Source organism: Kitasatospora sp. UYEF31, from assembly GCF_057291755.1.
The window spans coordinates 32,017-58,944 of sequence record NZ_JBXAWK010000042.1 but is presented as its reverse complement, the minus strand read 5'-3'; the positions used below and the strand labels follow the sequence as shown (position 1 = coordinate 58,944).

28 protein-coding genes are annotated in these 26,928 nt (G+C 67.3%); 12 read left to right on the top strand and 16 right to left on the bottom strand.

Features of this window, described 5'->3' with window-relative positions; genetic code table 11:
- Positions 1-98: 98 nt before the first annotated feature.
- The 11 genes from AC0Z36_RS20545 to AC0Z36_RS20495 form a co-directional block, all read right to left on the bottom strand.
- Complete coding sequence (locus tag AC0Z36_RS20545) at positions 99-1,307, bottom strand: acyl-CoA dehydrogenase family protein (protein WP_485464436.1); 1,209 nt, start codon at positions 1,305-1,307, stop codon at positions 99-101.
- A gap of 59 nt (positions 1,308-1,366) precedes the next feature.
- On the bottom strand, positions 1,367-1,885 hold the full coding sequence (locus AC0Z36_RS20540; RefSeq protein WP_485464435.1) for a GAF domain-containing protein: 519 nt from the start codon (positions 1,883-1,885) through the stop codon (positions 1,367-1,369).
- Positions 1,882-2,505, bottom strand: coding sequence for a GTP-binding protein (locus tag AC0Z36_RS20535; protein WP_485464434.1), 624 nt, complete (start codon positions 2,503-2,505; stop codon positions 1,882-1,884). The genes AC0Z36_RS20540 and AC0Z36_RS20535 overlap by 4 nt, the downstream gene beginning before the upstream one ends.
- A complete protein-coding gene (locus AC0Z36_RS20530) occupies positions 2,483-2,845 on the bottom strand; it encodes a DUF742 domain-containing protein (protein WP_485464433.1) in 363 nt (120 codons plus the stop codon). The genes AC0Z36_RS20535 and AC0Z36_RS20530 overlap by 23 nt, the downstream gene beginning before the upstream one ends.
- A gap of 1 nt (position 2,846) precedes the next feature.
- A complete protein-coding gene (locus AC0Z36_RS20525) occupies positions 2,847-3,302 on the bottom strand; it encodes a roadblock/LC7 domain-containing protein (protein ID WP_485464432.1) in 456 nt (151 codons plus the stop codon).
- A gap of 58 nt (positions 3,303-3,360) precedes the next feature.
- Positions 3,361-4,878 carry an ATP-binding protein gene (locus AC0Z36_RS20520; RefSeq protein ID WP_485464431.1) on the bottom strand — a complete coding sequence of 506 codons (1,518 nt, stop codon included), beginning with the start codon at positions 4,876-4,878 and terminating at the stop codon, positions 3,361-3,363.
- Complete coding sequence (locus AC0Z36_RS20515; RefSeq protein ID WP_485464430.1) at positions 4,871-5,314, bottom strand: hypothetical protein; 444 nt, start codon at positions 5,312-5,314, stop codon at positions 4,871-4,873. The genes AC0Z36_RS20520 and AC0Z36_RS20515 overlap by 8 nt, the downstream gene beginning before the upstream one ends.
- 176 nt (positions 5,315-5,490) lie before the next feature.
- Positions 5,491-5,991: a DUF6302 family protein gene (locus AC0Z36_RS20510; RefSeq protein WP_485464429.1), complete on the bottom strand. Its 501-nt coding sequence runs from the start codon at positions 5,989-5,991 to the stop codon at positions 5,491-5,493.
- A complete protein-coding gene (locus AC0Z36_RS20505) occupies positions 5,988-6,569 on the bottom strand; it encodes a DUF5999 family protein (RefSeq protein ID WP_485464428.1) in 582 nt (193 codons plus the stop codon). Before AC0Z36_RS20505 ends, AC0Z36_RS20510 begins: the two co-directional genes overlap by 4 nt.
- Before the next feature lie 137 nt (positions 6,570-6,706).
- The gene (locus AC0Z36_RS20500; RefSeq protein ID WP_485464427.1) at positions 6,707-7,270 is read right to left on the bottom strand and encodes a P-loop nucleotide/nucleoside kinase family protein; all 564 of its coding nucleotides are present in this window, start codon (positions 7,268-7,270) and stop codon (positions 6,707-6,709) included.
- A gap of 54 nt (positions 7,271-7,324) precedes the next feature.
- Positions 7,325-7,855, bottom strand: a complete 531-nt coding sequence (locus tag AC0Z36_RS20495) for an ATP-binding protein (protein WP_485464426.1) — start codon at positions 7,853-7,855, stop codon at positions 7,325-7,327.
- Positions 7,856-8,255: 400 nt separating this feature from the next.
- On the opposite strand from AC0Z36_RS20495, the gene AC0Z36_RS20490 reads away from it, so the two are divergent.
- On the top strand, positions 8,256-9,674 hold the full coding sequence (locus AC0Z36_RS20490) for an NsdA family TPR-like regulatory protein (RefSeq protein ID WP_485464425.1): 1,419 nt from the start codon (positions 8,256-8,258) through the stop codon (positions 9,672-9,674).
- 33 nt (positions 9,675-9,707) lie between these two features.
- The gene (locus AC0Z36_RS20485; RefSeq protein WP_485464424.1) at positions 9,708-10,613 is read left to right on the top strand and encodes a phosphotransferase; all 906 of its coding nucleotides are present in this window, start codon (positions 9,708-9,710) and stop codon (positions 10,611-10,613) included.
- A gap of 84 nt (positions 10,614-10,697) precedes the next feature.
- Here the strand turns inward: AC0Z36_RS20485 and AC0Z36_RS20480 are convergent, their stop codons facing one another.
- Positions 10,698-11,387, bottom strand: coding sequence for a hypothetical protein (locus AC0Z36_RS20480; protein WP_485464423.1), 690 nt, complete (start codon positions 11,385-11,387; stop codon positions 10,698-10,700).
- Positions 11,388-12,041: 654 nt separating this feature from the next.
- On the opposite strand from AC0Z36_RS20480, the gene AC0Z36_RS20475 reads away from it, so the two are divergent.
- Together AC0Z36_RS20475 and AC0Z36_RS20470 are read left to right on the top strand one after the other, a co-directional pair.
- Positions 12,042-13,016 (top strand): ParA family protein, encoded by a 975-nt coding sequence (locus tag AC0Z36_RS20475; RefSeq protein ID WP_485464422.1) that lies wholly within the window; start codon positions 12,042-12,044, stop codon positions 13,014-13,016.
- Positions 13,016-14,014 carry a hypothetical protein gene (locus AC0Z36_RS20470; RefSeq protein ID WP_485464421.1) on the top strand — a complete coding sequence of 333 codons (999 nt, stop codon included), beginning with the start codon at positions 13,016-13,018 and terminating at the stop codon, positions 14,012-14,014. The genes AC0Z36_RS20475 and AC0Z36_RS20470 overlap by 1 nt, the downstream gene beginning before the upstream one ends.
- Before the next feature lie 101 nt (positions 14,015-14,115).
- Here AC0Z36_RS20470 and AC0Z36_RS20465 read toward each other — a convergent pair whose 3' ends face one another.
- The 4 genes from AC0Z36_RS20465 to AC0Z36_RS20450 all read right to left on the bottom strand — a co-directional run bounded on the left by AC0Z36_RS20465 (position 14,116) and on the right by AC0Z36_RS20450 (position 17,267).
- Positions 14,116-14,712, bottom strand: coding sequence for a hypothetical protein (locus AC0Z36_RS20465; protein WP_485464420.1), 597 nt, complete (start codon positions 14,710-14,712; stop codon positions 14,116-14,118).
- Complete coding sequence (locus AC0Z36_RS20460) at positions 14,709-15,869, bottom strand: MAB_1171c family putative transporter (protein WP_485464419.1); 1,161 nt, start codon at positions 15,867-15,869, stop codon at positions 14,709-14,711. Before AC0Z36_RS20460 ends, AC0Z36_RS20465 begins: the two co-directional genes overlap by 4 nt.
- 1 nt (position 15,870) lies before the next feature.
- Positions 15,871-16,563, bottom strand: a complete 693-nt coding sequence (locus tag AC0Z36_RS20455; RefSeq protein ID WP_485464418.1) for a hypothetical protein — start codon at positions 16,561-16,563, stop codon at positions 15,871-15,873.
- A gap of 179 nt (positions 16,564-16,742) precedes the next feature.
- Positions 16,743-17,267, bottom strand: a complete 525-nt coding sequence (locus AC0Z36_RS20450; RefSeq protein WP_485464417.1) for an XRE family transcriptional regulator — start codon at positions 17,265-17,267, stop codon at positions 16,743-16,745.
- A gap of 423 nt (positions 17,268-17,690) precedes the next feature.
- Between AC0Z36_RS20450 and AC0Z36_RS20445 the strand changes: the two genes are divergently transcribed.
- The 8 genes from AC0Z36_RS20445 (at position 17,691) to AC0Z36_RS20410 (ending at position 26,916) form a co-directional block, all read left to right on the top strand.
- The gene (locus AC0Z36_RS20445) at positions 17,691-19,199 is read left to right on the top strand and encodes a SpaA isopeptide-forming pilin-related protein (protein WP_485464416.1); all 1,509 of its coding nucleotides are present in this window, start codon (positions 17,691-17,693) and stop codon (positions 19,197-19,199) included.
- A gap of 257 nt (positions 19,200-19,456) precedes the next feature.
- Positions 19,457-20,038, top strand: coding sequence for a Cif family virulence factor (locus AC0Z36_RS20440; protein WP_485464415.1), 582 nt, complete (start codon positions 19,457-19,459; stop codon positions 20,036-20,038).
- A 9-nt stretch (positions 20,039-20,047) separates the two neighbouring features.
- A complete protein-coding gene (locus tag AC0Z36_RS20435; protein WP_485464414.1) occupies positions 20,048-21,040 on the top strand; it encodes a C40 family peptidase in 993 nt (330 codons plus the stop codon).
- An 80-nt stretch (positions 21,041-21,120) separates the two neighbouring features.
- Positions 21,121-21,441 (top strand): hypothetical protein, encoded by a 321-nt coding sequence (locus AC0Z36_RS20430; RefSeq protein ID WP_485464413.1) that lies wholly within the window; start codon positions 21,121-21,123, stop codon positions 21,439-21,441.
- A 10-nt stretch (positions 21,442-21,451) separates the two neighbouring features.
- Complete coding sequence (locus tag AC0Z36_RS20425; RefSeq protein ID WP_485464412.1) at positions 21,452-22,246, top strand: hypothetical protein; 795 nt, start codon at positions 21,452-21,454, stop codon at positions 22,244-22,246.
- Positions 22,224-23,945, top strand: a complete 1,722-nt coding sequence (locus tag AC0Z36_RS20420) for a hypothetical protein (protein ID WP_485464411.1) — start codon at positions 22,224-22,226, stop codon at positions 23,943-23,945. The genes AC0Z36_RS20425 and AC0Z36_RS20420 overlap by 23 nt, the downstream gene beginning before the upstream one ends.
- On the top strand, positions 23,945-25,474 hold the full coding sequence (locus tag AC0Z36_RS20415) for an SCO6880 family protein (RefSeq protein WP_485464410.1): 1,530 nt from the start codon (positions 23,945-23,947) through the stop codon (positions 25,472-25,474). The genes AC0Z36_RS20420 and AC0Z36_RS20415 overlap by 1 nt, the downstream gene beginning before the upstream one ends.
- Positions 25,471-26,916 carry an ATP/GTP-binding protein gene (locus tag AC0Z36_RS20410; RefSeq protein ID WP_485464409.1) on the top strand — a complete coding sequence of 482 codons (1,446 nt, stop codon included), beginning with the start codon at positions 25,471-25,473 and terminating at the stop codon, positions 26,914-26,916. Before AC0Z36_RS20415 ends, AC0Z36_RS20410 begins: the two co-directional genes overlap by 4 nt.
- The last annotated feature ends 12 nt before the right edge of the window (positions 26,917-26,928 follow it).

Below are 26,928 nucleotides of genomic sequence, written 5' to 3'. Positions count from 1 at the left end.
TCAGCCCCGACCCTGAGCACCAGTCCGCCCCGCCGACCAGGACTCCTCTCCCAACCCCAAGCGTCAAACGGGCATCAGGTCACATACCGCACTCTCAGTCAGGTAAGGCCGGTGGCGACTGGAGCTGGGCAGAGCACGGCGGACAGGCGTTGCGACCACTGGCCCTTGCTCTGGTCGAGGGCGACTTCGGCCAGGCGGAGGAGCTGGATGTCGGAGGTGCCGGCCGGGGCGAAGATGTGGTGCGCGTCGCGGAGGTAGCGCTCGAGCGGGGAGTCCGTCATCAGTCCCGCTGCGGCGTGGATCTCCATCGCGGCCCGGGCCGAGTCGAGCGCCAGCTCGACGTTGATGAGCTTGGCGTTCATCAGTTCGGCGTCGCAGGGTGCCCCGGCGTCCAGCAGATGGGCCGCGTGATAGGCAGTGAGCCGCGCCGTCATGACGCGCGACTGGATCTGGCCGACCTTGAGCTTGATGGTGGGCAGCTGGTGCAGGGGACCGTTGTAGCGCATGCGATCGCTGGTGAACCTGGTGGTCTGTTCCAGGATCGCCTGGTGGATGCCGAGGGCGACCGCGGTCAGATTCGGGCGCCCGTACAGAACGCTGGAGGAGTAGGCAATGTCCCTGCCGTCTCCCTCCTCGCCGAGCCGGTTGGCGATCGGTATGCGACAGTCCGTGAAGTGCAGCTCCCCGAAGCTGAATCCGTGCAGCCCGAGGGTTCTACCGTGGGCGGGCAGGGTCAGACCGGGGCGGTCGGACTCGACGAGGAACGCGGTGAGACCGCCGGAGCCCTCGCCGGTTCGGGCGACGACCCCGTGGAGGTCTCCGATGTGGGAGTTGCCGATATAGACCTTCCAGCCGTTGAGCACGTAGTGGCGACCCTCCCGGCGGGCGGACATCTGCATGCCCAGGACGTGGCTGCCGGCCTCGGGCTCCGTGACCGCGATGGTGGGCAGGCACGAGCCGTCCGCGACGCGCGGCAGCCATTTGCGTTTTTGCCCCTCGCTGCCGAAATGAATGATCTTGGCTGCGCCGAGCTGGGACGCCTGGACCATCGCGCCCATGGCGCCGCTGACGCGGGACAACTCTTCGATGATGATCGTCTTGGCGAGGTGGCCGGCTCCCATGCCGCCGTACGCCGTGTCAATGGTCGCGCCGACCCAGCCTTGTCCGGCGATCGCCGCCGCGAGCTCGGTCTCCACTGCCCCTGTGCGCTCCATGTCCGCCACACGCGGCGCGACCTTGGACTCCGCGAAACTGCGTACGGCGGAGCGGAGTTGGTGGTGCTGCTCTGTGAGGTAGGTGTCGGACATCTGGCGGGCTCCCCCCTTGATTGAGCGCTGGTGGCGTGTGGCGGCGCAGGTGTCGCCTGCTACTGCTGGTAGCGGGCACGCTGGTGCAGGAAGCTCATGACCTCGTCCCGGCGCTCCTTGATGAGCGCGAGCGAGTCCCGTCCCGTACTCAAGGGCTGTTCGATAGGTCCCACGAAGCAGATGGTGCCCAGCACGGTGTCTTCGTGGAGGAGGGGAGCGCCTGCGTAGGTGCGGATCCCGATCAGGTCCACGACCGCGTTGCCCGCGAACCGCGGAGAGGCGAACACGTCGGGCAGAACGAGAGCCATCCTGCGGTCCACGACCTCGGGGCAGAATCCGTGGTCGAGGGGCATGCTGCGTCCGACGGTCGGTAGTTCGCTGTCGTCGCCGGGTGTGTGCAGCCCGAAAAATTGCTGCTCGGCTCCGAAAATATTGACCATGGCGTAGGGCACACCGGCGTCCTGGGCCAGCCGTGTGGCGAAGCCGTCGAGTTCCGGGTCGGGCCCGGTGAGACCCAAGGCGCGCAGCGCCGCATCTCGGTCGGTGTGCTGGGCGGGGGTGCCGGCGGGAAAGGTCATACGGGGGCTCCCTGGGTCGGGGGTCGGTGACGCGCAAGGCCGTGTTCGACCAGGTTGATCAGGACTCTCACAGCGGATGTGTGCTGGCGAACATCGCAGGTCATTACGGGTATACGGGGGCTGAGTTCGAGAGCCTGGCGCACTTCCTCGCAGGTGTAGTGGTAGGCGCCGTCGAACTGATTGACGGCAACCACGAAGGGCATTTCCCGCCGCTCGAAGTAGCTGACCGCAGCGAAGGAGTCCTGGAGGCGCCGAGTGTCGGCCAGGACGACGGCACCGACAGCGCCGTACGCGAGGTCGTTCCACGCGAACCAGAAGCGCTCCTGACCGGGCGTGCCGAACAGGAAGAGGATCATGGGGCGTGGCTCACGGAAGGTGATCCGACCGAAGTCCATGGCCACGGTGGTGGTGGTCTTGTTCGACATTCCGTTGAGGTCGTCGATGCCCGCGCTGGCTACGGTGATGACTTCTTCCGTCGTCAGCGGCTGGATCTCGCTGAGTGTGGCGACCATCGTGGTCTTGCCCACGCCGAAGCCGCCGGCCACCACGATCTTCAGCTCGGCTTCGGGGATGCGTGCGCCCCTCGCGCCCACGGGGTCAGAGCCGATTGCGTAGGCCATGAAGCAGTGCCTCCAGTAGTGATACATCGTCAGCGGCGGAGCCTGAGGGGTTCGCCAGAGACAGTGCTTGGCCGTCGAGGAGATCCCCGACCAGGATCTTGACCACCTGGACGGGCTGGTGGAGCAGGGCCGCGATCTCGGCGACGGAGCGGGCAGCGCCGCTGCAATGCAGCAGCAGAGCCTCACTCTCGGGACTCAGCAGGACCTGCTGGGCAGCGGCCCTGGTGATCAGACAGGTGGTGAGGTGCAACGGATGTCTCGAACGGGTGCGTCCCCCGGTGATCGTGTAGGGGCGTACGTCCCCTAGGGAACTGTCGGACCATCCGCCGCTGGCCGTCACGTCACAGCACCTGGTCGAACGGGTTGCTGCGGGCCTGAACGATCAGGTGCTCGTCCAGGCCCTTGATGAGCTTGTCCATCTCGTAGCCGACCTGTCCTGGATCGGCCTCCGGGGTGACCAATACGGCCAGAACCGTGCTGACAGCCGCTTCAGTCGTGAAGCGCGCCCCGGCGCTCATCACGAAGAGTCTGCCTGCGTCGTGCTCCACGACGATCTGGCGGACGCCGCCTTGAGCGTCCTTGAACTGCTGGCGAGCAAGTGAGTACAGCCCGACGATGACAGCGGCGAGGTTGTCGGCGTCATCGACCGACTGTTCGGTGTAAGCCAACTTCAGTCCGTCCCCTGCGGCCAGGAGCGCTCGGACACTCCCAGGGGCCCTATTGATGAATCCGGTGAGTAAACCGCTCAGCTGGTCGCGCGCGGGCAAACTGGTGCTGGTGAAACCGTCGTTCTGCATTGATCTCTCCTGCGTCGAGGCGGCGGGGATATTGCGGGAGGGGTGCGTCGCGCGATGCTCAACTGCTAGTCGGCGGGGACTCCGGCTCGTCACCGGACGGTCTGCGGGACGTGAAACTGGCCATTAGGTCACTGGTCGCGCTGCCGGCGGGTGCCTGTTGTCGCGGAGGGACGCGCCTCTCGGCCTGGCCCCGCCGGGGCAGGGACGGCCTGCGGCCGTCTTCGACCAGTGGGGCCGCCTGGGCTTCCGCAGGGAGCGCTGATGGGATTCGCCGTGGCAGTTGGGTGGTGTCCTCCGGATGAGGCGCTGGCCAGGCCTGGTGCAGAGGACTGGAAGGAGAGGGCGTGCTTGGTCCCTCCACGGCGTGTGTATGCGCGCGCTCCGCGTGAGGGGCGACGAGAAGACCCGGAGGCAGGACTACGACCGCCCGGGTGCCCCCGACGATGTTGGGCGCCAACGTGATGGTGATCTTGTGCCGTTTGGCGAGGAGAGCGGCCACCAGAAGGCCGATCTGGCCTTCCCGGAGGCGGGCGCGGGGATCTTCTGCTTCAGGGGCGGCGAGGAGACGGTTGAGCGCTTCCCGCTTCTGCTGCGACATCCCCGCCCCGCGGTCGAGCAGCTCGATGGCTATTCCCTCGCCGACCTGATGGGTGTGCACCTCCACCTTGTCGCTGGAGAAGTCGGTGGCGTTCTCCATCAGTGCTGCCAGCAGGTGTACGACATTCGGGCTGACGTAGCCGGGCAGTGCCGCCGTCTGCTGAGTAAGCGCCACACGGACCCGCTGGTAGTCGGGGATCTCCTGGACCGCACGCCGGATCGCGGTGGCCACCAAGATGGGTGCGCTGTCGCGAGACGGCGGGTTGCCACCCAGGACGGCCAGGCTTTCCACGGCGCGCCGGATCTGGGTCAGCAGGTGGTCCACGCGGAACAGTTCGTCCATCAGCTCCGGATCTTCGACGTTCCTCTCAACTTCGGTGATCATGGTGAGGCTTCGGTTGACCAGGCTCTGGAGACGGGGAGCGATGGACTTGAAGATCTCGGCGAGTTCCGCCTCGTCGTTCAGCTTCCGGTGCTGGCGCGTCGCGGCCACCATCACGGCTTGCCACGCTTGCGCGAAGGCCTGCTCCAGGAGGTTCATTGCGTCGATGCGCAGGTCGCCCACACGAGGGTGTGCGACAGGCAGCGTGAAGTTGGTGTGCGCGACACCCCGCTGGGCCTGGTCGGCAGCCCAGCGGACGCCCTGCATGCCCTTCTCGACGGCGGTGATGACGTCGCTGAAGGCTGCGAGGGTATCGTCTCGCTCGGCCCGGATCTCCTCAGTGCGTGCTACCACCTTGCGGGCACTGAGCGAGCGTGCGCCGGCCCACCACAGGAGACCTCCCATTGCGGCACCCGCCGCGAAGATGCCGATCGGAGCGGGCAGTACGTTGAGGCTGTCGAGGAGCCACCCACTCCCCATGGCAGCGCCCGAGAGGGCGCTGGCTGTAGCCGCCGGGGGGAGACGCAAGGTGTCGCTGGCGTGCGCCCGGTGACGACGGGCAGTCGCGGCTGTGGCCTGCGAGGCATGGTCAGACATGACAAACCGCCCGGGCGCGGACGTTGAACGGTTGGCGTACCGCAGTACGCATCCGCGCACGCATCAGGCTGAGGCGGTCGCGCAATGCCCCCGGGGCGGTGGTCGGGGAAGCCAGCGGCTCGGGCGGGGTGACCCAGAAACGGTTGTGACAGACAGACTGATACCCGTGCATTACGCACTGCAGAGTCGATCCCGTGCTGCACACCGAATGCGCGGCGCCCCATCGGTCCGCGGTGCCGGACTCGACCGGGACGAGCAGCATCCGGTGGCCGATGCAGCACAGCAGTGGTCCGACCCCTTGCGCCGTGTCGATCATGGTGTCGATCGCGGACATGCCGAGCCCCATGCTGACGCGGACGATGTCGAAGTCGCGCGGCAGTGTGGGTGGGAGGGGCGTCTCGCCGAAGCGCAACTGCCAGGGGTGGCGAGTGCTCAATAGGGGAGGAGTCATCAGCTCTCCGGTCAGGACGGGGCTTCCGTCGGACGGCTTCGGTCAGCGCGGCAGCTGGGCGGCCAGGATGATCGTGGTCAGGGCAGGCGCGAACGTGATGATTCGTACGGCGTTCCCGCTGGGGCGTGCCGATCGTCTTCGGACTCACGTGGATCCGTACGTCATCGGTCGGCTAGAGAGAGGCCACCGGCGGTGACGGTCGATCCGGTCCTACTAGGGTCCGGAACCGTTCGAGGCTGCCCTGCGGGAGGCCAGCGCCCTGTCTTCGAGCCGTACCCTCGGCGCCCGGAAGTAGGTCGTGTCAGGTAACTGCTGACAGCGTCTTCGTCCGGGTCGCGTAGGCCGTAGAATCGCTGGCGACCCCATGCGTTGTAGTGCGCCGGCGGTCGGTCGCCCCACTCGACGACTGCGCCACGGCTGGAGAGCCCGGGGAAGCCCGAGCGGCCCGTCAAGACCATCACAGTGTCCTTGGCGAATCTCTCACCGAGAACGTGCAACTCACCACCTCGGCGCCCTTCACCCACTGGAACCGCCAGCAGGGGGAGCCGATAGATCGCGACGGCGACGGCGTCCCGCAGTAAACCCGGATTGGCAAGTCGGCGGGCCCAATGCTCGAAGTCGACGGCCTCTTCGGGAGGAAGTAGACGGACGCTGAGGTTCATTTGTTCACCTCCGCTGGTCCAATTCCAACGTGCGGGAGGGGCCGTCTGGGAGAGATGACTCGCCCGTCCGGCAGAATGGCCCCTGTGTCATCGAAGGAAAGCACCCCGTTGCACAGAAGGCTGTAACCGAGCTCAGGATGATGTGCGAGCACCTGCGCCGCCGCGTGATCTGTGGCACTGGCAGGCGGACACTCCGGCTGATGCAAGCACGCCAGCCCGATCTTGCCCATTTCGGCGAGCACGACCCGGACTTCCTGCGCGAGCGTGCGTAGGTGAACACGCGACTGCATGAAGTCGTCGGGTGCCTCGACGCCCGCCCGGTTCCGAGCGGCCTCGATGGCATCGGCGAGCGAACTGCAGGCCGTCGCTGCGCCGGAGACTGGTCCGAGCTGCATCAGATGACCGCGCAGACGAAGCACCAGATCGTGGACGTCCTGATCGCACTCCGGAACGCCGGATTCCTCGTCGAGCACCAAAGCGATGGTCTCCCTGGCGGAGATGACCACAGAACGGGTCCCCGGGGGAGCGCTCTTACCGCGGCCTCGGGCGGTTGCGCGTGCCAGTTCGCGGATGCTCATGATCAACTCCTTTGCCGAGGGAACGCGGATGGCCATCGGTGGCACGAGACGGACAGGGGAGATAGCTGGCCGATGCAGACAGACCACGGCCGCACATCGGGGACCCAGACGGTAGGCGCGAGGACGCGCGCGGGTGTTCACCGCTGTGAACCCTGTGGCTCAGGGCAGTCGCTACGCCTGACCTCGCCGAGAAAGCGGAGCCCGAGTGTCAGACATCGACCGGGAGGCAGCGTGGTGTCCAATACCAGCTTTGGTTCTGGGATCGTCTCGGCTCGCTGCTCGATCTCGTCGTAGCGGTCGGCACTGAGTTCCGGAGTTGCCGAAACAACGGAGGCACGGCTGCGCTCCACCGATCGCTCGATAGCGACCGCCTTCGGGCAAACGCACTCGATGATGCGTAGCGGCTGGCCGAGGCCCGAGGCGAACTGCCGCAGTGCACGGACATCGCAGGCGCGGGTGAAGGGCCGACCATCGAGGACCACCACACTGGCTGGCTTCGTCTCGAAATGCCACACCGCCGCCTGCAACACGATCTCAAAGACGTACTCGCCTTGCTCGGGAGAGGGTATGAGGTGCGTCGATGGGAACAGGTGCTCGCGCAGAGCGGCCTTGTCAAGGAGAACGGCTGAGAGCTTCCCGGCCAGGTGCCTGGCCATGGTCGACTTCCCCGTTAACGGCAGGCCGGCCAGAGCGACGATCATCTACGTTTCCCCCGTGTTGCATCGGTTGTGTAGTCGTGCGGATGGCTGTGGGGCTCAGGCGGACGGCCGGAGACAGCTCGCCCCGGGATGAAGGAAGAAGGCCCAGACGCCCTTCCCTGTCGCGCTCGTCTCGGTCCGCGAAACACCTCTGCGCGGTTCTGCGGTCCAGGCATCGGCCTGTTTGCTGACGAGGTACAAGCCGCGTCCGCTTGTAGCTCTTGTGGGCGGTCGGGACTTGATCATCGGAGGTGTCAGCGAGTTGTCGGTCATCAGTACGCCGAGGGCCATGCCCTTACGCAGAACGAGCGTCAGGGTGACTAGCTCGCTCTCTCCGGGAGGCCGGGTGCGGGCGTGGTTGATCGCGTTGCTGACCAACTCGCTGACCACCAGGACCACGCGGTCCACGAAGACATCCGCGTCCCGGCCTTCGCACAGCCCCCATCCTTTGAGATGGTCGCGGGCGAACCGCCGCGCAACGCCTGCGGACCGCGGCTCGCATTCGACATCCACGGCAGCCAGTTCCGTGTCCTCCCCCAAGGTCAGGACGCTCATGAACTCTGCGGGGGTGATCGTCATGGCGTTCATACCGTCACCTGCCGACATCCGGAGCCGCGCTCCCGGGGCGGTATGCCCACATGCCGGGGTACAGCCCAAGAGGATTCATGGGAGGTGTGCGATCCCACCAGGGCTGCGGCAACCATGTGTGTCCCTCTCCTGAGCGCTTCAGTACCGGTTCCTCAGCCCGCCAACGGGAACCAGCCGCTTCGAGCGGCTGGCAAGCACGGTCCTGAGGAGATCCGAGACGTGCAACATTCACCGAGCCGGGGCTTCGCCTCAACCGTGAGGAGTCGCGGTTCCGTGACTCGCAGACCGGGTAATCACGGTTTTCTGCGGTGAACCGTGAGGAAGTCACGGGTTCTTGACACAGCGTGTCGACTTCATCACTACGCTCACCAAGGAGCCAACCCGGAGAAGGGCCCGAGAGATGGAACAGCGCTCGACGCCGCACGGCCCGTCCTGCGCCAAGCGCATACGCCAGGCGGCCACACAGAAGGCATGGACGGTGGGGCAGACAGCGCTCGCCATTCACGAGTGCTGCCGCGTCAGCAAACTACGCGCGCACCGGCTGGCGAATGGCCTGACGCAGCGCGAAGCAGTCGACCGACTTCGGACCTTGGCGCAGAGCGCAGGTCCCGGTGCCCCCCGGACAGATGCCGATCAGCTCCGGCTGTGGGAGACGGGTGGCCACCAGCCTCGTGCGGCAGCGGTGGACCTCTTGTGCCAGCTATACGAGAGCGACCCGTTCGGCTTGGGGCTCGGGCCCGGCCCCGATCCCAGGAGCCGGCATCAACAACCGGCGGCACATCAGGGGGTACTCGTGCCCGCTGGCTTCGGGCCGGTGGCACCCGCCGAGGACTACGCAGCTAGTCAGGCAGACCCCTTCGCCGCACGCGTGGACGCTGCCCGCCGCTCGGTCGACCGCACGCTGGCCGCATCGAGCGTGAGTGTCGGACAACTGGACATGCTCGACGAACGAATCCTGTGGGTACGCCAGCAGTACGTGTACACCCCGCCGGCGCCGATGCTCCAGGTGCTACTCGACCATCTTGATGAGGTGAAGGATCTCGCCGCCGATCGGCAGCCCGCAGCGGTGCAGGTGCGGCTCTCGGAACTGACGGCGCTCCTGTCCACGCTCGTCGCCGACGCCCTGATGAAGCTGGGGAGCCTGCCTCGGTCGCGCGCTTGGTACGACACGGCACGAAACGCCGCTGACGACAGCGGAAACGTCGAACTGAGAGCACGGGTGAGGGCGCAGGCGGCCATGCTGCCGTACTACTACGGTCCGCTGGAGGCAGCCGTTTCACTGGCTCGGGAAGCTCGCTTGATCTCCCGTGGTCGCCCCACCGCGACCGGTGCGTTCGCCGCGGCTGCAGAGGCGCGCGCGCTCGCACAGCAAGGCGATTCCATGGGTGCCGAGGCCGCGGTGCGGTACGCCCTCGCCACCTTCGAGCAGGTCGAACCTGGAGATGACAACGATGCCTTCGCCTTCCCAGAAAGAAGGCTGTTCCTCTATCTGAGCGGGACGTATACGGCCCTGGGGCGCAGCAGGCAGGCCCGAAAGGTGCAGGCCGAAGCGCTCGCCCTCTACCCGACGGGAAGCTCGGGAATCGATCCAGCGCTTCTCCACCTGGAAGCGGCGATCTGTCTGGCACAGGACCGGAGCCCGACCGAGGCCTGCCAGCTCGCCGGGGCTACGTATCTTCGAGTACCGCCGGCGCATCGCACACCCATTCTTGAGGAGCGTGCCAGACAGGTCATCGGAGTGCTCCCACCTGCAATAAGGAGCAGCCGAGCCGCTCGCGAACTCGACGAAATCCTGGCCTTACCGCCGGGGCAGATGTGACAGTCCGGCGTCCGGTCAGCCAGCCTTGACGCTATGACAGCACCGGCGCCGATCCACGGCGGTTTCGACGAGTCCGAGATGCATCACGTCCTGGACCGCGCGTGCGCGGTCGTAGGACTCGACAGCACCATCGCACGGCTGCTCCGCGGCCACACCAATGCCGTCATACTGCTGGCCGACGCGCCGGTCGTCGTGAAGATCGCCCGCCGCGGTTCGCGCGCCGACGATGTCGAGCGCACCGTACGGTTCGTCCGCTGGCTGATGGATGGTGGGTTCCCCACCGTCCCCTTGCACCCGGGGGTCGAGCAGCCAGTCGTCATCGACGGCCACCCGGTGACCTTCTGGACCTACCTACCGCAACCCGAGCGCCCGGTCTCGGCGGCGCAGATCGCCAAGCCCCTCTACGCGCTACACACACTTCCGGCGCCGACCTTTCAGCTCGGGCACCACGACAACGTGCGGGCGATCCGCGCGTCCATCGCAACCACGACCTCCTTGCCTGCAAGCACTCTTCAGTTCCTCACCGACAGAGTCGACCGGTTGGAAGCCGATCTGGCCACAGTAGAATTCACGCTTCCCGAAGGCGTTCTTCAAGGTGACCCTCAGCACCGCAACGCCTTGCACGACGGAGATGACGCGGTCCTGTGCGACTGGGACACCGTCGCCTTCGGCCAGCCCGAATGGGACCTGGTCACTGTCGAAGTCCATTGCAGGCGCTTCGGTTACGGTCAACTCCACTATCAGCAGTTCGCAAACGCCTACGGCTACGACGTGTCCCGGGGGGCCGGATACCCGACACTGCGTGACCTCCGCGAGCTGCGGATGATCACGACCAACGCGAGGAAGACTGCGCATACTCCAGGAAGCCTGGCGGAGGTCGAGCGCCGCATCGAGGGTCTCCATCACGAGGACGCCCATCTGCCATGGCACATCCTGTGACCGGCTGATTGAGCGAATACGACGGCGCGTCGCCGGTGACCCGGACCCGGAACTCGCAGTGCCCACTCCGTGGTCGGGCGCCCGCTAGTCCGTCGTCAGTTCCGCGACACGAGCCATTGCCTGCGCAGCCGCCGCCGTTCGCGCGGGTGGGATGTCGTCCGCTTCGGCCAAGTCTCGGATGTCCCCGAGGAGAAGTCGAAGGCGGGAGGCCAGGGCGTTCCGTTGTACCTCCGTGTGCTTCGGCACCTGGAGGAGGTCGGCGATCTCCTCCAGGTCCTCCTCTACGCTTTCGTCCGTGGCCAGGTCGCTCTTGCGCGCAAGCATGGCCTCAGCCGCTTGTTTGAGCATCGTGTGTCGATCCGCGACGACGTGGGCCCGCCTCTTGCGCACTCTCAGGGTCTCCGGTTCTCGACGCTCATCGGGCTGAAGATCGGCCGCGACTTCGAGCCTCTGCGCCCGGCACATGGCCCCGTTCGCGGTTTCGACCCCCATCATGGGCGCCAGCTTCTCCCAGGGGAGTCTCCTCTTCCGCCCCTCCTTGATGCTCCGCCCGTCGGTGATCGCCTTCAGCTCGCATGGATCGAGCGACTCCCGGATGTAGCGCACGAGGATCAGACGGAGACGCGTGCTCTCGACGCGAGCGTCGCTATCTCGGAGCGCCATGGCGCGGCGGCCGGCGTAGGCGAGAACTCCCAGAAGGTCCTCTGGTGCCGGGAACTTCTCCTTCTCCTCGTCATCAGCGCGGTCGTGAAGGGCATAGAGATCGGCCACCATCTGGGCGATGCTAATGGGACCGAGGGGTTCGGGACGTCCGAGGGGCATGGCTCATATCCTGACTCAAAGCATCACCAGACTGGTGATGTACGCGTATTCGGAGCCTCCGGACGCCCCTCTCCAGCAGGTTGTTCGACACCCTTAAGTTACCCGTAAGTTTCTGTGTCTTCGCAGGTCAAACCCCATAAATCTCCTCGCCGGGACGCTATCCTGACTGCACGGCACGGAGGACCCAGGCGGCAGGGACCGCTTCGATGGGCTTCACTACCAGGATTGCGGCAAAAGCAAAGAACTAGTCAAGCGCTAGGGCTTTCAACGTCTAGCGCACTAGACCTTGCACTAGCGTGGCCACTAGAGGTCTTGGAGTGGTCGACCTTGAAGCTCCTCGCGTCGGCTTGCTTGGACAACGCACAGCTTCAGCGCGTGTCGTTCCCGTGAGGTTCTCCAACCTGTCACATACTTGGCGGCACCTCCTCTTCCTTGACTTGCAACGCCTGTATGCTCAGGGACCGCACGAGGTAAGCCCTTACGCTAACGGCTGCCGTTCAGGACGCGCGTGACGGAACCTCTCAACGCATGTTGACAGGGCCCCCGTAGGCCGTCTGCCTGGCCGGTGCTCAGCCCTTAGATCACGCGTAGCGAGAGGAGACCGTGTTGCCCACCACGACAGCCACATTCGAGGTTGCAGAGCTATCTGCCCTGCAAGCGGTGATGGAGCGCAGGCTCGCTGCCGCGCAGTCGTCGACGTATCAGCGCAAGGTCCTGGTCATCATCAACGGCAAGGGCGGCGTCGGGAAGTCGAGCTTGGCTGCTGCTGTGGCAGTGGCCTTCGCGTCCATCAACTACAAGGTGGCGCTCGCCGAGCTGGACCCCCAGGGAAACAACGCCGAGGACCTCGGCTTCCTCGGCAATGAACTGGACGACGGCGGGCAGGCCCAGGCGGACGCCATCCTCAACGGCAAGACGCTCGTTCCGACCGGGCAGGCGCGGACCAACCTGGACGTCATCCCGGGTGGCGAAGTCCTCGAAGAGGTAATCGAGGAGCTGTACATCCAGAGGCGTCTCGCCAAGCGCAGCGACGACCCGCAGGTCCGAGACGCGTGGATGTCCATGTACGCGGCGGCTATAGAGCCTCTCCGCAAGTCGCACGACCTGGTGATCCTCGACGTTGCACCTGGCTCTGCCCCACTGCAACTCCAGGCATTGGCTGCCGGTGACATGGTGCTGATCCCCGCCAAATCAGACCCTTCGTCTCGCAAGGGCCTGCGCACCGTGGCCGCAAGGATCGGGCAGGTTTACCCCCACAATCCGATGCTGCGCCTCCTCGGGGTGGCATTGTTCGGCACCAACTCCAGCGCCACACGCGTGCAGCAGAACATCCGGGATCTGCTGACCGCTGATCTCCGCGGTGGCGCTGACGTCTTCGGTACGGCCATCCGTCACGTCGAAGCAGCGGCTGTGGCCTGCCGCACGGCCGGCCTCGTTCCCCAGGAGCTGCGCAACGCCACCGGGGTCGATGTCGACCCCTCGGTGATGAAGTCCGTGAAGGCGCTGGCGAGCGACTACCAGTCGCTGTCGATGGAAGTCCTCCAGGCGATCACGAAGGCGAACCAGGGAGGTAGGGCGTAATGGCCACCAAGGCAGATAGGCAGGCCAAGGGCGCCAAGCAGGGCGGGCTGCCTGATGACGACGGGCTGGACATCTTCGCTCAGATGGCTGCACAGGCCCTCGGTGCCCCTTCCACACCCGTAGATCCGCCTGACGAGCCAGCAGAAGCCCAAGGGGCAGAGGCTGTCGTCCCGGCGCAAGCGGCTAATCCTGAGACACAGGAGCCCGGAACCGAGACCGCTGCGGAAGCCGAAGCCAAGGCCGACGCCGAGGAGAAGGCCGCCGCCGACGCCAAGGCCGACGCCGAGGAGAAGGCCGCCGCCGACGCCAAGGCCGACGCCGAGGAGAAGGCCGCCGCCGAAGCCGAGGAGAAGGCCGCCGCCGAGGAGAAGGCCGACGCCGAAGCCAAGGCCGACGCCGAAGCCAAGGCCGACGCCGAAGCCAAGGCCGACGCCGAGGAGAAGGCCGCCGCCGACGCCGAGGAGAAGGCCGCCGCCGAAGCCAAGGAGAAGGCCGCCGCTGAAGCCAAGGATCGCCGCACGGATCCGGAACCCGACGAGAATGCTCAGCCTCGCCCACAGTCAGCGTCCGGCGACAACCGCTTTACCCAGGTGACCTCGCTCGTGGCCGTCGATGTGATTGAACGCTTCGAGCAGTACCAACTCCGGGAGAAGATCAGCACCCGAGAGGAGCCTTCGAACACCTACGTCGTTCTCAAGGCTCTCAATACGGCGTTCGCGAACAGCCGCTTCCGGACGCTGCGAAATGCCCTTGAGCCGGAGGAAGAGCCTGGTCAGCTGCTGTCGCTCCACGCGCCTGGGCGTCGGACGAAGAGGACCAAGCGGAAGACCGATCAGCTTTCGTGGCGGCCCACCTATGGCGACCTGGCCGTAATAGACCCCATCTGGCAGGATCACGGCTTCCCGAACCGGTCCAAGTTCGTCGAGTCGCTCTTGGACGACTTCCTTCCGCCGCTCGATGTCTCGCTGCCTGAGACGAAGAAGGCGAAGAGGGGCTGAGCAGGCCCTCGAAGAACCGACAGGGCCCTGGGCGCAGAATCACTGAGATTCCGCGCCCAGGGCCCTCTGTTCGTGTACCCGCGGCTCGTATGCCCTCGTTGCTACCTCATCAAGGCGAAGGTAGTCGCCGCCGAGACCGCGCCCAGCGCGGTGCCGACAACCACCTGCAGGGGCGTGTGGTCCTTGAGCTCGACCCGAGACCATCCGACGAGGAGGACCAGTACGTACCCAAGCAATGCCCATGGCCCATAGGCCAGGGCCAGCATCGCGACGCTGCCGGAGGACACCGCAGCGTGAACGCTGACCTTCCAAGCCGGTGTGATGGCCAGCAGCACTGCGAGGGTGACGAGCATCGCGGCGATGAGCGCGATCATCATCCGGGGAGCTCCGAAGACCGCCATGAGGACGATGCCGGTGGCGACCGAGGCGATGATGAAGATCATCACGAAGACGCGCTGCTGGCGCTGACCGAGGTGTCGGTCAGTCCACCGGCCTCTGCGTATGCCGTACTTGATGAACAGCACCGGAATGACGGCCGCGAACAGGCAGCCGAGCAGGCCCCAGGCGATCCCCGCGAGGCGGCCGGCGTGCCAGCCGATGAGGATCGTGTCGGCGATGATCCATGTCTTCGGGTCCAGGCCGTCGGTGATCATGCGGGCGGGCCGGGACTCGGCTGGCTGGGTGTGCGCGGTGGTCACGCGGCCTCCTGTCGTGCCGTGATGAGGAAGTCTTCTGCGGCGGGGGAGTGGTACGCCTCAGCAAGGTGAAGGAGCCGCTCGACCTCGGCGTCGAAGTCGATGTCGTCGATGCCTTCGGCGGTCTCCTCGGGAGCGGCGCGCACGGGGGTGAGGCCATCGACCTTGGACTGCCTGGCGGCGCGTAGCCAGAGTGCTTCTGCGGCTGCGCCGTCGTCGTTCAGGCCCGCGGCCTCGGCCTCGCGCTGAGCGAGTTCGCGCAGCTCGTCGGTGACGTACGGGGCCAGGGCGAGGCCGGCGTCTAGGATCTCGATCACACGGCGGTGAAGGCGCATGCGGGGTCCGCGGGGGAGCCGGGCGACGAGCTCGATGTCGGGGACTGCGGCGATGAGGTCCTGCCACAGCGGGCGGAGCAGCTGGAGGTTGCGCCAGTCCTGGACCGTGCGCCAGGCGACGCCGAAGGCCGGGATGCTGGATCCGATGAGGATCAGTCCGATGGCGACGTCTTTGAGTAGGTCCGTCAGGTTGTCGGCGGTTGCGTCGGTGGTGTTGGTCGTGATCCCGACAAGGCGCAAGGCCATATAGGCGGCCCGTACGAGGGTGTAGAGGACACCTACGGCGGTTCCTGTGCCGAGAAGGCGAAGGCCGGTGCGGAGCCAGCGTGTGACGGCATGCCGTGCACTTCCCCAGAACAGCCAGGTGGCCGTGGCCATGGCGATACCGAGGTAGACGACGAAGACCGTGTAGTAGGCCGTGGCCGAGAAGACGCCGACGTTCTCCTCGAAGAAGTCCGTGGCCTCGGTGCTGCGGGGTATGAAGGTGAAGAGCACAGCCATCAGCGCCATGGCGATCAGCGTGATGGCGTGGCGGGTCCGGAAGCGGCGCCCGTTCTCGGGGCGCGCGATGGCGATGACGAAGTCGAGGACGGCGCCGGCCGCGATGATCCCGAGCCAGTGCTTGATCAGAGTGCTGAGGTTGATGATTCCGGTGCCGTGGTCGAGCCCGTGCATGACTGCGGGGATGCGTAGGGTCATGGAGAGCGTCAGGCCTGCGAAGGCGACCCACAGGGCCCGTTGTTTGACGGTTCGCACGGCCGAGGGGGCGCGCCAGAGTGTCACCGTCCAGAGCATGATCAGGACGGCGGTTTCAAGGTTTTTCACTTCACGACCAGGTATTTCTCACGGGATGCCCGAGTGCGTCATGGAGGCGTACAAGGCGGTCCGCGGCCTCGGCGGAGGTGGAGTGCGCCGTGTAGCGGCTGGCCCGCTCGTGAATGAGCGTGGCCAGGGTCTCTGCAGCCCGTTCCTTCGGGGTTGAAAACTTGCTGCGCCCAGCGAGGTGGGCGATGCGACCGAAGTCGAGGCCGAGTTCGTCGTCGATCGGCTCCGTCATGCTGGCCATGGCCCGGATGCGGGCGGCCTCGGCGCGGATGACCGCGGCGACGGGCAGTTCGGGGCGGTCGATGCCCGCGATGGCCGTGTTGGTGCGGGCGAGAAGGCGCTGGAAGTGCTCGGCTACGCGGACGACGTCATGCTCGGTGGCGTCTTCCGCCGCTTCGAGTTCCGGAGCCACGTGCCCGAGCAGCATGTGCGAGATCTCGTGGAGGACGATCTGCACCTTGAGGATCTCGGCGGCGACCGCGTCGTAGAAGACGAGGTCGGCGACGTCGAGGCCGATCCAGATCCCGCAGGGCAGTTCTGGATCCGGCGGTCCGTCGAGGGGGAGCAGGAGCAGGGGCCGGCCTCGCTGTTCGGCGATGCTGTCGCAGAAGCGCTCGAGGTCGAACGGTTGGGGGATCTGGAGCTGGTCGGCGATGGCGACGCACTCGTCATCGACCCGATTCCACCAGCGCATGTTCTTCCTCACCGTTCCGGGACCCGGAAGGTAGATCATCCGTTTCGAGCCGTTCGCCACTAACCGTCGCACTGTCGATCGGTTTGTAGCTTAAACGGAAGTGCCGCCAGGGACGAAAAGGGGCGTTTTGCTACACCATCTCACCCCGATTCGCGCCCGTTTTGGCTGTGATGTGTCTCTCAGGCTCCCTTCCGGCGGCGCCGCTTGGGAGCGGTGACGTCGGGGAGGCCTTCGGCCTGGCGAAGCTGGCGGATGAAGCCCGTGGCGCTCCGCATGGCACCGGCGGACAGGCCGCTCAGGCGAAAGGCGACGGCTTTGACGTTCTCGTCCTCCAGGACCTGGGCGAACTCGTCGTGCGCGGCCGCCTTGTCCAGCTCTTCGCGCATCTCACGGATGCGCGTCTCGATCCGCGCCTCGATCGCACCAGCGTTCTCGCCGTCGACGAGGTAGCTCGCCTTCACCCCGAAGAAGGTGGCGACAGCCCTGAGCGATTCCACGCCGGGGTTGGTGTTCGTCCCGCGGTGGATGGTCTGGACGGTCCCGTGCGACACCGACGGGCCGTCCTGCTTCCTGGTGCCTTCCGCGATCTCCGCGTAGGTGTAGGGCCCTCGCCCCGCCGGGTGGATCGTGCGAATCAAGAAGTCGAGACGCCCGGCCATGGTCTGCCGGTCGGTGGGGTTGTCCTCACCCGTCACCGTGATCACTGCTCCTCGCTCGCTGCCGGTCTTCGTTCATTTCTGAACCACTCTCCATTATTTACCCAACTAGATGATGCGTGTCACATGAACCGGCGAACTAGATCTAACAAGCTTGACAGCCCCCCGAGGGTGCCACGTATGTTCGGTCACGCCTGATCTAGCATTCTAGATACGAAGGGCGGCAGTGGTTGAGCATAAACGTCTAATCCACTACGCCCGGTAGTACCTGGACGGCTGGGAGGCGGGGGGAACGAAACCGTGGCTGCTGTCGCGGAGCAGGGCCCCGTCAGGAAGACCGGTGCCCGGAGGGATCGCAGTCCCCCCGAGCACCGGGACGCGGCCCCCTGTCAGGGGTCGCGGTTCACCGGGAGCTGGACCGTCTCGCCGTAGGAAGCCGCGGTCCAGTCCCCTGGATGAGGGCAGTTTTTCATGCGATCACTCATGCGCAAAGGCTCGGCCCTTGCCGGTACGGCCGCCGTGGCCGCCGCACTGGCCGGACCTGCGCTCCTGGCCTCGCCCGCCGCGGCAGCCGACCGCGAGGGAAACGAAGGCCGCGCTGTCGGCTGGCAGTTGAAGACGGGCAAGCAGAGCGCCTTCTGGGGCGGTACTCACCTCCTGGGCACCGGGGCGGCCGCGTTCTGCCTCGACTTCAACCTCTACGGCCCCAAGGACGGCACCGACAACGGCTACAAGCCCGAGAAGGCGCCGGCCACCCTCAGCGAGGACACCAAGGCCCAACTCGCCTACATCGCCGCGCGCTACGGCAAGCTCTCCGACTCCGCGGCGGGACGCGACACCACGGCCGCCGCTTCACTGCTGAGCTGGGCATTGGCCGATCGCGACGGAGTGAAGGAAGACGGCTACAACGGCGAGCCGTTGCCCTGGAAGACCTGGCTGCAGAAGGGCATGCCGCAGGGAGTGGTGACCGGGTACGGCGCCGATTCGGGGATCGACTCCGCGCCGATCGTCGCGGAGTTCAACCGGCTGCGCGCCGAGGTCGGCGACATCGACGCCGCCCCCTACACGCTGAGCGTCCCCGGCACGGGCGAGACCTTCCCGTACGAGCGCACGCCGTCGCAGAAGAGCCTGACCGTCAAAGTGAGTCAGGGCAGCAAGCCGGTTTCCGGCGTCGCCGTCAACACCACGGCCCTGGACAACATCGCCGCTCCGAAGGCCCCGGGAGCCGTCGGCACGACCGACACCCGGGGCGAGACGAAGTTCGCCTTCACCCCCGCCAAGCCGGGGAAGAAGGCCGGAGCTGCGTTCGGCGCCGACGTGACGGTCAACACCCCCACGTTCTGGGTGACGGACAAGCAGGTCGCCGACCAGCCGATGCAACGGCTGATCTACTTCGCGGCCGAGAAGAAGACGCTGGCCGTTACCGGGAACATCGGCTTCCAGCCCGCGTCGATCGTCATCGCGCAGAAGAAGGACCGGGCGACCGGCAAGCCGATCAGCGCGCCCGCCACGTATGAGATCCGCGCCAACAAGGAGACCGGTTCCCAGGACTCGCCCGGGGACGTGGTCACCACGGTGACGACCGGTCAGGACGGCAAGTCCGCTCCGGTCGACCTGGCGGCCGGCATCTACTGGATGGTCGAGACGAAGGCCCCGCAGGGCTATGACCTGGACACGAAGCCCCAGCGCTTCCAGGTCAAGGCCGGCGAGCAGACGGTGATCACCGTTCTGGACAGTGCCCTTCCCAAGCCGACCGCCCCGCCGACGACGCCTCCGGCCACGCCTTCGACGACGCCTCCGACGTCGCCCAGCGCTGTACCGCCGGCTCCCAAGTCCCCGCCGTCCGGCGGCGAGCTGGCGCACACCGGCGCCGATCTCACGACACCGCTGGCTGCCGCCGCCGGTGGGCTGCTCCTGGTGGGCGGTGGCGTGCTGGTGGCCACCCGCCGCCGCAAGGCCGCTGCATCCGAGCAGTCCTGACGGTGCTGCGGTACGCGGCCCGGCGGCTGCGTCTGCTGTTCGGTCCGCAATGACCTTCCGGCTCGCCCCGCGCTGACCCCGCCCGGCACCGGAAGCAGTGGCCCGGGAGCCCGTGCTGACCCACGCGGCTCCCGGGGAGGGCACCTCGCCCCCTTCTCCGCCCCTCATCCGTGCCTTTTACGAGCCCCGCAGGCGGAAATCTCATGCCTTCTGAAATACGTTCCATCCGCATTTGTCCAAGAGTGGCGGTCTCCGGTGTGGCGATCGCCGCCCTCAGCGCGGCACTCACCGCCTGCGGCTCCTCCTCGTCCACCGTCCACTCCGCGCCGGAGTCGGCACCGTCGGCGTCGGCCTCGGCGACCGGCGGCCCTGCGGTCCCGGGCAACGGCACGATCCCCGTTCCCGACGGGCCGGCCGCCTCCGAAGGCACCGAACTGCCCAAGGACATCGCGAAGACCGCGGCCGACTTCACCGCCGCCTGGGCCTCCCACGATGCGCGCCCCGGCAAGGACAAGGCGTACACCGACGCAGGCAAGCGCGCCTCCGCCTTCGCCTCCGAGGACCTGGGGGCGTCCATCAGCACCCCACGCCCCGGCACGAACGCGCTGTGGCAGCAGTGGACCGGCGACAAGACCACAGTCACCGCCACGGTTCTGAAGGTCTCGGTCCCCGACGGGGCCCCGGCACCGACGAAGACCAGTGCGCTCGCCCGCGTGCTTTATCGGCTCACCACCGCCCCGGCCAAGGGCAAGCCGACCAGCACCACCAGTCAGGTCGCCCTCCAGTTGGAGCGCGGGACCAACGGCGAGTGGCGCGTCATCGCGCTGCCTTACGCGTAGGCGGCGGCCGTGAACAAGCTCGTCAGCGCGGGCGCCGCAGTGGTGGCGCTGTGCTTCGTACTGATCTTCGGCATGACGATGATGCTCGCGGGTGCCGGTGGCGCGAGCGCCGCGAACAACGGCCCCGGCGGAAGCATCACCGCCGACGCCCCGGTGCCCGACTGGCTGCGCCCCTTGATCCAGAAGGCGACGGAGAAGGGCTGCCCGCAGGTCACCCCTTCATTGCTGGCCGCCCAGCTCTTCCAGGAGTCCGGTTTCCGCAAGAATCCGCCGGACGGCGGCGCGGGAGCCCTGGGTATCGCCCAGTTCATCCCCGGCACCTGGGCGACTCACGGCGTCGACGGCAACGGCGACGGCAAGAAGGATCCGCTCGAACCTGCGGATGCCGTGCCGGCCGCGGTCGCCTACGACTGCTACCTGGTCGGCCTGGTCAAGAACGTCCCCGGTGATTCCGTCAAGAACATGTTGGCGGCCTACAACGCCGGGCCCGGTGCGGTGCAGCAGTACAACGGCGTCCCGCCGTACGACGAGACCCGGCACTACGTCGACATCATCACCGAGACGGCTGCGAAGTGGGCCGCCCTGGCCGACGGCCAGGTCCCGCTGCCCGCCGGCTCGGGCGGCGCGGCCAGGGCCATCGCCACGGCGAAGACCGCTCTGGACACCCCGTACCAGTGGGGCGGGACCTGCCAGTCCCCCTACCGGGGCATGCAGGGCTGCGACTGCTCCTCCCTGGTGCAGATGGCCTGGGGCAAGGCCGGGGTGAACCTGCCGCGAACCACTTACGAGCAGGTGCATTCGGGCAGCGCCGTGGGCGCCATGTCCCAGCTCCGCCCCGGTGACCTGCTGTTCTCCGTGGGCTCGGCGGCCGTCCCCGAGCACGTCGGGATGTACATCGGCAACTCCCAGGTGATCGAGGCACCCCGGACCGGTCTGGACGTCCGGATCAAGCCCCTGTCCTGGTGGGAGGGCCAAGTCGTCGCGATGCGGCACATCGGCTGACCTCCCCTTCACTCTTCTCCTCCCCTTCCTGCTCGGCCCAGCATCGGGCCGGGACCTCCTCTGAAAAGGACGCACCAACCATGGCTTCTGACAGCAAGTGGACGACCCTGGCCGACGGCGTCGGCGACGTGATCGGCGGAGTGAAGCCGACCTGGGGCCCCTTCGGGGCGCTCGGGGCGACCTCCAAGGTGATCATCGGCGTCATCGCCGCGCTCGTCCTGGTGGTCTGCGCGGGCACCTTCCTCCTGGGCATCGCCAAGAGCAAGGGCTGGGTCGGCTCCGGCAATAGCACGATGCACACCGACACCGGCAAGGGCCAGATCGTCGGCGGCCTCGTGGGGATCTTCCTCGTGGCGTCCGCCGCCACGATCTTCACCCTCGTCTACGGCATGGGTATCTGAGGCCGCTCCCATGACCAACGACACCAAGAACGAAGAGCGGCCGTGGTCGGCCGCCCCCGCTCCCCGCCGCGTCTCCAAGGGCCTGACGATCACCGTGATCGCGGTGATCGCGGTGACCCTGGTCGGACTGCTGATCGCCAACTTCGCCAGCTCCCGGAACGGCAGTCCGGCTCCCTCCTCCGACTCGCACACCTCCTCCGGCACGACAGGAGACAACGGCGGAGGCGACAAGGACGCGGCCCCGGCCGGCCTGCACCTCCAGGACGGCGTGCCCGTTGGGTACCCGCGCAGTGAGGCCGGCGCAAAGGCCGCCGCCTCGAACTTCCAGGCGGCCCAGTCCACCGCGGGCTTCCTCGCCGACAAGGAGACCCGCCACAAGGTCACCGCTGTCGTCATGGCTCCTGAAGCGGTCGCCCAGCGCCTCGCCACCCTGGACAGCCAGGCCGAGACGGCGATGGACAAGCTCGGCATCCTCAAGAACGGCAGGACCGGCAGCGGCGCACCGCTGATCAACCGCCAGGCGACGCTGTCCGCCCAGGTGACCAGCTACAGCAAGGACCTGGCCACCATCGAGCTGTGGACGGCGGCCGTCACCGGCGTGGCCGACTCGGACTCGAAGATGCCGCCCACCAGCGAGTTCAACCAGTGGAACTACACCCTGCGCTGGGACCAGGGCGACTGGAAGACCGTGAACATCACGCGGTCGGCCGGCCTCGTCCCCCAGGCGACCACCGGTCAGCCGACCTCCCCGAACTCCTTCCGGGAACTGGGAGGTGACGCGGATGCTGCTCCGTTCGCGAACTAAGCGATCCCAGAAGGCACCGCGGCGTCGCTGGCTGTCGCGTGGGCTCAAGGGCGGGCTCGCCGCGGCGCTCCTCGCGCCCCTGTGGCTGATCCTCACGGCTCCGCCCGCCCAGGCGTTGCCCGACCCGTGCGACCTGCCCGGCGCCTCCCTGGTGTGCGACCCCATCAAGGCCGTCGGCGCAGTCTCCGACTTCGTCTCGGACCCGCTGGGCTTCATCGCGGAGAAGATGGGCGACGCCGCGAAGTGGTTCCTGGAGAAGATCGTCAGCCTCATGGAGGCGACGACCAAGGTGGACTTCACCAACCCGGGGTTCCTCAAGCAGTACGGCCTGATCTTCGCCGTCTCGACCATCCTCACACTCATCCTGTGGTTGATCGCGGTCGCCAAACGCGCGATGGCCGGCATCTCCATCGGCACGGCGGTCTCCGAGGCCGTCGGCCTTCTCCTCATCCAGGTCCTGGTCAACGGCTTCACTCCGGCCATCCTTGTCCTGACCACACAGCTGGTCGACGAGATCACCAAGGTCTTCGCCGGAAGCGCCATCCAGGACGGCAAGGAGTTCATCGAGAACCTGACGAAGGTCATCGCCACGACCCAGGGCACCAACGCGCCCGTGGTGATGATCATCGTCTTCCTGATGATCATCCTGGCCGCGTTGCTCGTGTGGATCGAGCTGCTGATCCGTGCCAGCGCGTTGTACATCGGCGCGGCCCTGGGCCCGCTGGTCAATGCCGGGCTCGTCGACCGGGACCTGTGGGGCCGGACGAAGAAGTGGGCTGGACTCCTCCTGGCCCTGGAACTGTCGAAGCCCGTGCTGTTCGCACTGTTCGGACTCGCCGCGGCGATCATGAACTCCGAGAAGGACTCGGGCGCGGAAGCGGTCAACACCCTTCTGGTCGGTGCCCTGCTGCTCTTCCTCGCGGTCTTCAGCTCCGCCTCGCTCTACAAGTGGCTGCCGTCCTTCGGCGACCAGATGGGCGACCTGATGAACACCCGCAAGGCGGCGGCGCAGTCCGGGCCGGCGGCAGCCGTTCCGGGGCCCGCGCAGGCGGCGAACTCCGCGATGAACGCACGGATGACGAATTCCGTCGTCGGCGGCGGTGCCAGCAACGCGGCAGCAGCCGGCGGCCCCGTCGCCGCGGCGGCCGTGGTCGCCAAGGCCGGGTTCGACATGGCCAAGAACAAGGCGCAAAGCGCCGACACCATCGCCGACAACGGCGCGAGCGACTCCGGCGAAGGCGGCACCCCCGGCGGAGGCACGGGAGGCAGCGGACAGGACTCGGGGACACCGAGCGGCACCCCGTCCTCGACCGCGAGCGGGCCCTCCGTCGTACCGAGCGGCGAAGGCGGCGAAGGCTCGCCCCAGGCGGCTCCCTCCCCGAACGGGAACGGCACCGCCAGCCCGAACGGGCCCTCGGTCGTGCCGAGCGGTGGCGATGAAGGGGGCAGCCCCGCGCCCACGGGCGTACCACACGCCCCGGCGGGGCCTTCCACCATCCCCTCACCCGCGCCCACTTCCGGCGGCGCACCTACTCCCGGTGGCGCACCCCCCTCCACCCCGGCACCCTCGGCCCCGGCTTCCAGCAGCCAGACCGGCACAGCCTCCCGGGCGATGCCGTCGACCATCCCCTCCAGCCCTACGACTCCGACGCCGTCCGCGGCCCCGCGGCCTCCGATTCCCCGAGGAAGTGGTAGCTAATGGCTACAGAACGTACCTACGTCTTCGGTAAGGCCAGGCCGACCGGCCTGGTCGGCAACCGGGACCTGGGCGAGCAGGTCCTGCTCGTCAGCGCGGCGGCGGCGGCGGTCCTGTTCGGCTGGATCTTCTCCGCCGTACCGCTCCTCGCGGTGATGGCGATCATCCTGCCCGTCGGCGCCGCAGCCGCAGCGGTGTTCGTGCCGTACAAGCCCAAGGGCGCGGCGGCACGCCGCACCTTCTACAAGTGGTGGCGCATCAACCGCGACCACAAGCGGACGCTGAAGGCGACCGGCGGCGTGTGGACTTCTCCGGCCGTCGAGGCCGGGGTACGCCGTGACGGCACCGCCCCGGACAAGGCGATGACCCCGGCGCCGGGCATCAACCGGATGCGGCCGATCACCGCCTCGGTGCGCGGCCAGGACATCGCAGTCGTGCTCCAGCCCGAACTGGGCTGCGTGACGATCGCCCTGGAGATCGCGTCCCGGGGGCACGCGGGCAAGGACCGGGCCGAGCAGGCACTCGCGCTGGAGCGCTGGGGCGACCTCCTCGACTCCTTCGGGAATTCCGCAGACGCCCCGATCGACCGGATCTCGGTGCTGGCCCGCCAGCTCAAGTCCGACCCGGAGGCGCACCAGCAGCACATCACGATGCGCTCCCAGTCGCCAGCGACCGCGAAGGTCCCGGAGTGGTTGACCCAGTCCTACGACGCGCTGTCCAACGCGGTGAGCACCAGTGCGGAGGAACACCGGTACTACGTCATCGCCTACGCGTCCTGGAACAAGGACTTCGCGGCCGAATCGCACGAACAGGGCCAGGGCGACGAGGGCGTGGCCGCCGTGATGTCGGCGGCGGCCGAGGAGCTGTGGACACGCTGCGAAGACGCCGAGCTGCGCGTCGTCGCCCCGATGAACCTGGGCACGCTCACCGCCGTCATCAGGAACTCGTACGACCCGGACCACCTGATCTGGGACGACTCGATCCCTATGCAGCACGCGTTCCCCCGCCAGGTCGACGTGCGGGACGACCGCTGGTTCCGCTCCCGCGCCGCGGACTCACCGGACGGCTGGCTCCATTCCACCGCCGCGGTGGTCAGCTGGCCGACCACACCCGTCGGCCCGGACTTCATGGCACCCCTGCTCATCGGGCTGCCGGACATCATCCGCACCGTGGCGATCACGTCCCACCTGGAGCCGAACGACGCCGCCGTGAAGCGGATGTTGAGCGAGGACACGAACAACCAGGCCGAGATCCAGCGCAACTCCCGGATGGGTCGCAACATCGACCCCCGCGACCTGATCGCCACTCAGGCGACGGCCAAGCGGGGCATGGAGCTGGCCGCCTCCGGCGCGGCCGGATCAGCGATCGTCGGCTACATCACCGTCTCCGCCCGTACGGAGAAGGAACTGACCAAGGCGAAGCGCGACACCTCGGCGAAGGCGCGCTCCTCTCACCTGGGCATCGAGTGGCTCGACCTGGAGCACGATCGGGCGTTCGCCAACACGCTGCCCTTCGCAGGAGGCATCAAGTGAGCATCTTCGGACCGGCGAAGGAGTCCGCAGGTCGTCCGCTCTACACGACCACCCGCGCCTCCCAGGCCCTGTACCTGCCGATCGCACCCCCCACTCTCGGCACCGCCGGCGTGGTCGTCGGCCGGGAGCTGGTGGGCGGCAAAGCCTTCATCTACTGCCCATTTTCGATCTTCGGTGACGGACTGCCGGGCGGAAACATGCTGGTCATGGGCGACACCGGGCGCGGCAAGTCGGCCCTGAACAAGACCTACGCGCTCCGGCAGGCCAGGATGGGCCGCCGCCTGGCCGTCCTGGACACCAAGGAGCAGAAGGAGAGCGGCGAGGGCGAGTGGGCCGGTGTATGCCGGGCGCTGACCGGCTCGGACCCGATCAAGTTCGTGCCGGGCGGCGGCCCCGGCTCGGCCTCCATCAACCCTCTGGACCCGGCGATCTCCGGCCGCCGTCAGGTGGAGCTGGTCCGAACCGTGGTCGAGCTGGGCCTCGGCCGCACGCTGGACGAGTTCGCCGGTTCCGCACTGCGGATCGCGGTGCGCCGCGCCAACGACCGCGCGACGGCCGAAGAGCGGGTCGCGGTCCTGCCCGACGTCGCCTACGCCCTTCGACACCCGACCGACCAGGACGCGGCAGCCAAGAAGCGGACCGTGGCGGAACTCCTGGCGGACGGCCTCGAATCCTCCTACGTCCTCGACCGGCTGTGCGGCGGCACCGAGGACGATGCGGCCGGCGGCGGGGACCTGGTCGGCATGCTCGACGGACCCACCTCGCTGAGCGTCGACCTCGACGCCCTGATGATCGTCTTCGACCTGGCGCGCGTCCCCTCCGGCGGCGCGGCGATGACCATCCTGATGGCCGTGATCTCGGTCTTCCTGGAAGAGGTCTGGCTGCGCGGCGAGTGCGAGTGCGGCACCCCGCCGGACGCGCACGTCCGGATCACCACCGACACCGCCTCGGGCGCGTGGAAGCGCGGCGGTAACCCGGAGACCGGCTGCCGTAGCTACAACCAGGTCAAGAGGATCCTCATCTTCGAGGAGGCCTGGCACATCCTCGGCACTCCACAGCTCGCCAAGCTGCTGGAGAAGTTCCTGAAATTCGCCCGAGGATACGGCCTGAGCTGCATCTTCATCGTCCACCATCTGTCGGACGTGGACGACTCGACCGAGACGGCCGCCGCCTTGAAGATGGCGGACACCCTCGTCGTGTACTCGATGAAGGCCGACGAGGCCCGCGAAGTCGTCAACCGGCTCGACCTGCCGTCCTGGACCGCCGAGCACATTCCGAGGCTGCGCCGTGGCGTCGCCCTGTGGAAGGTCGGCGAGACCGTCTACCCCGGCGTTCAGCACCTGCTGACCAGTACCGAGGAGCAGCTGTGCTTCTCGTCCAACGCGATGTCCGAACTCGCCTTCGACGAGACCTCGGACGAGCTGGCGTTCACCGCGACCTGACCACGATCTGCT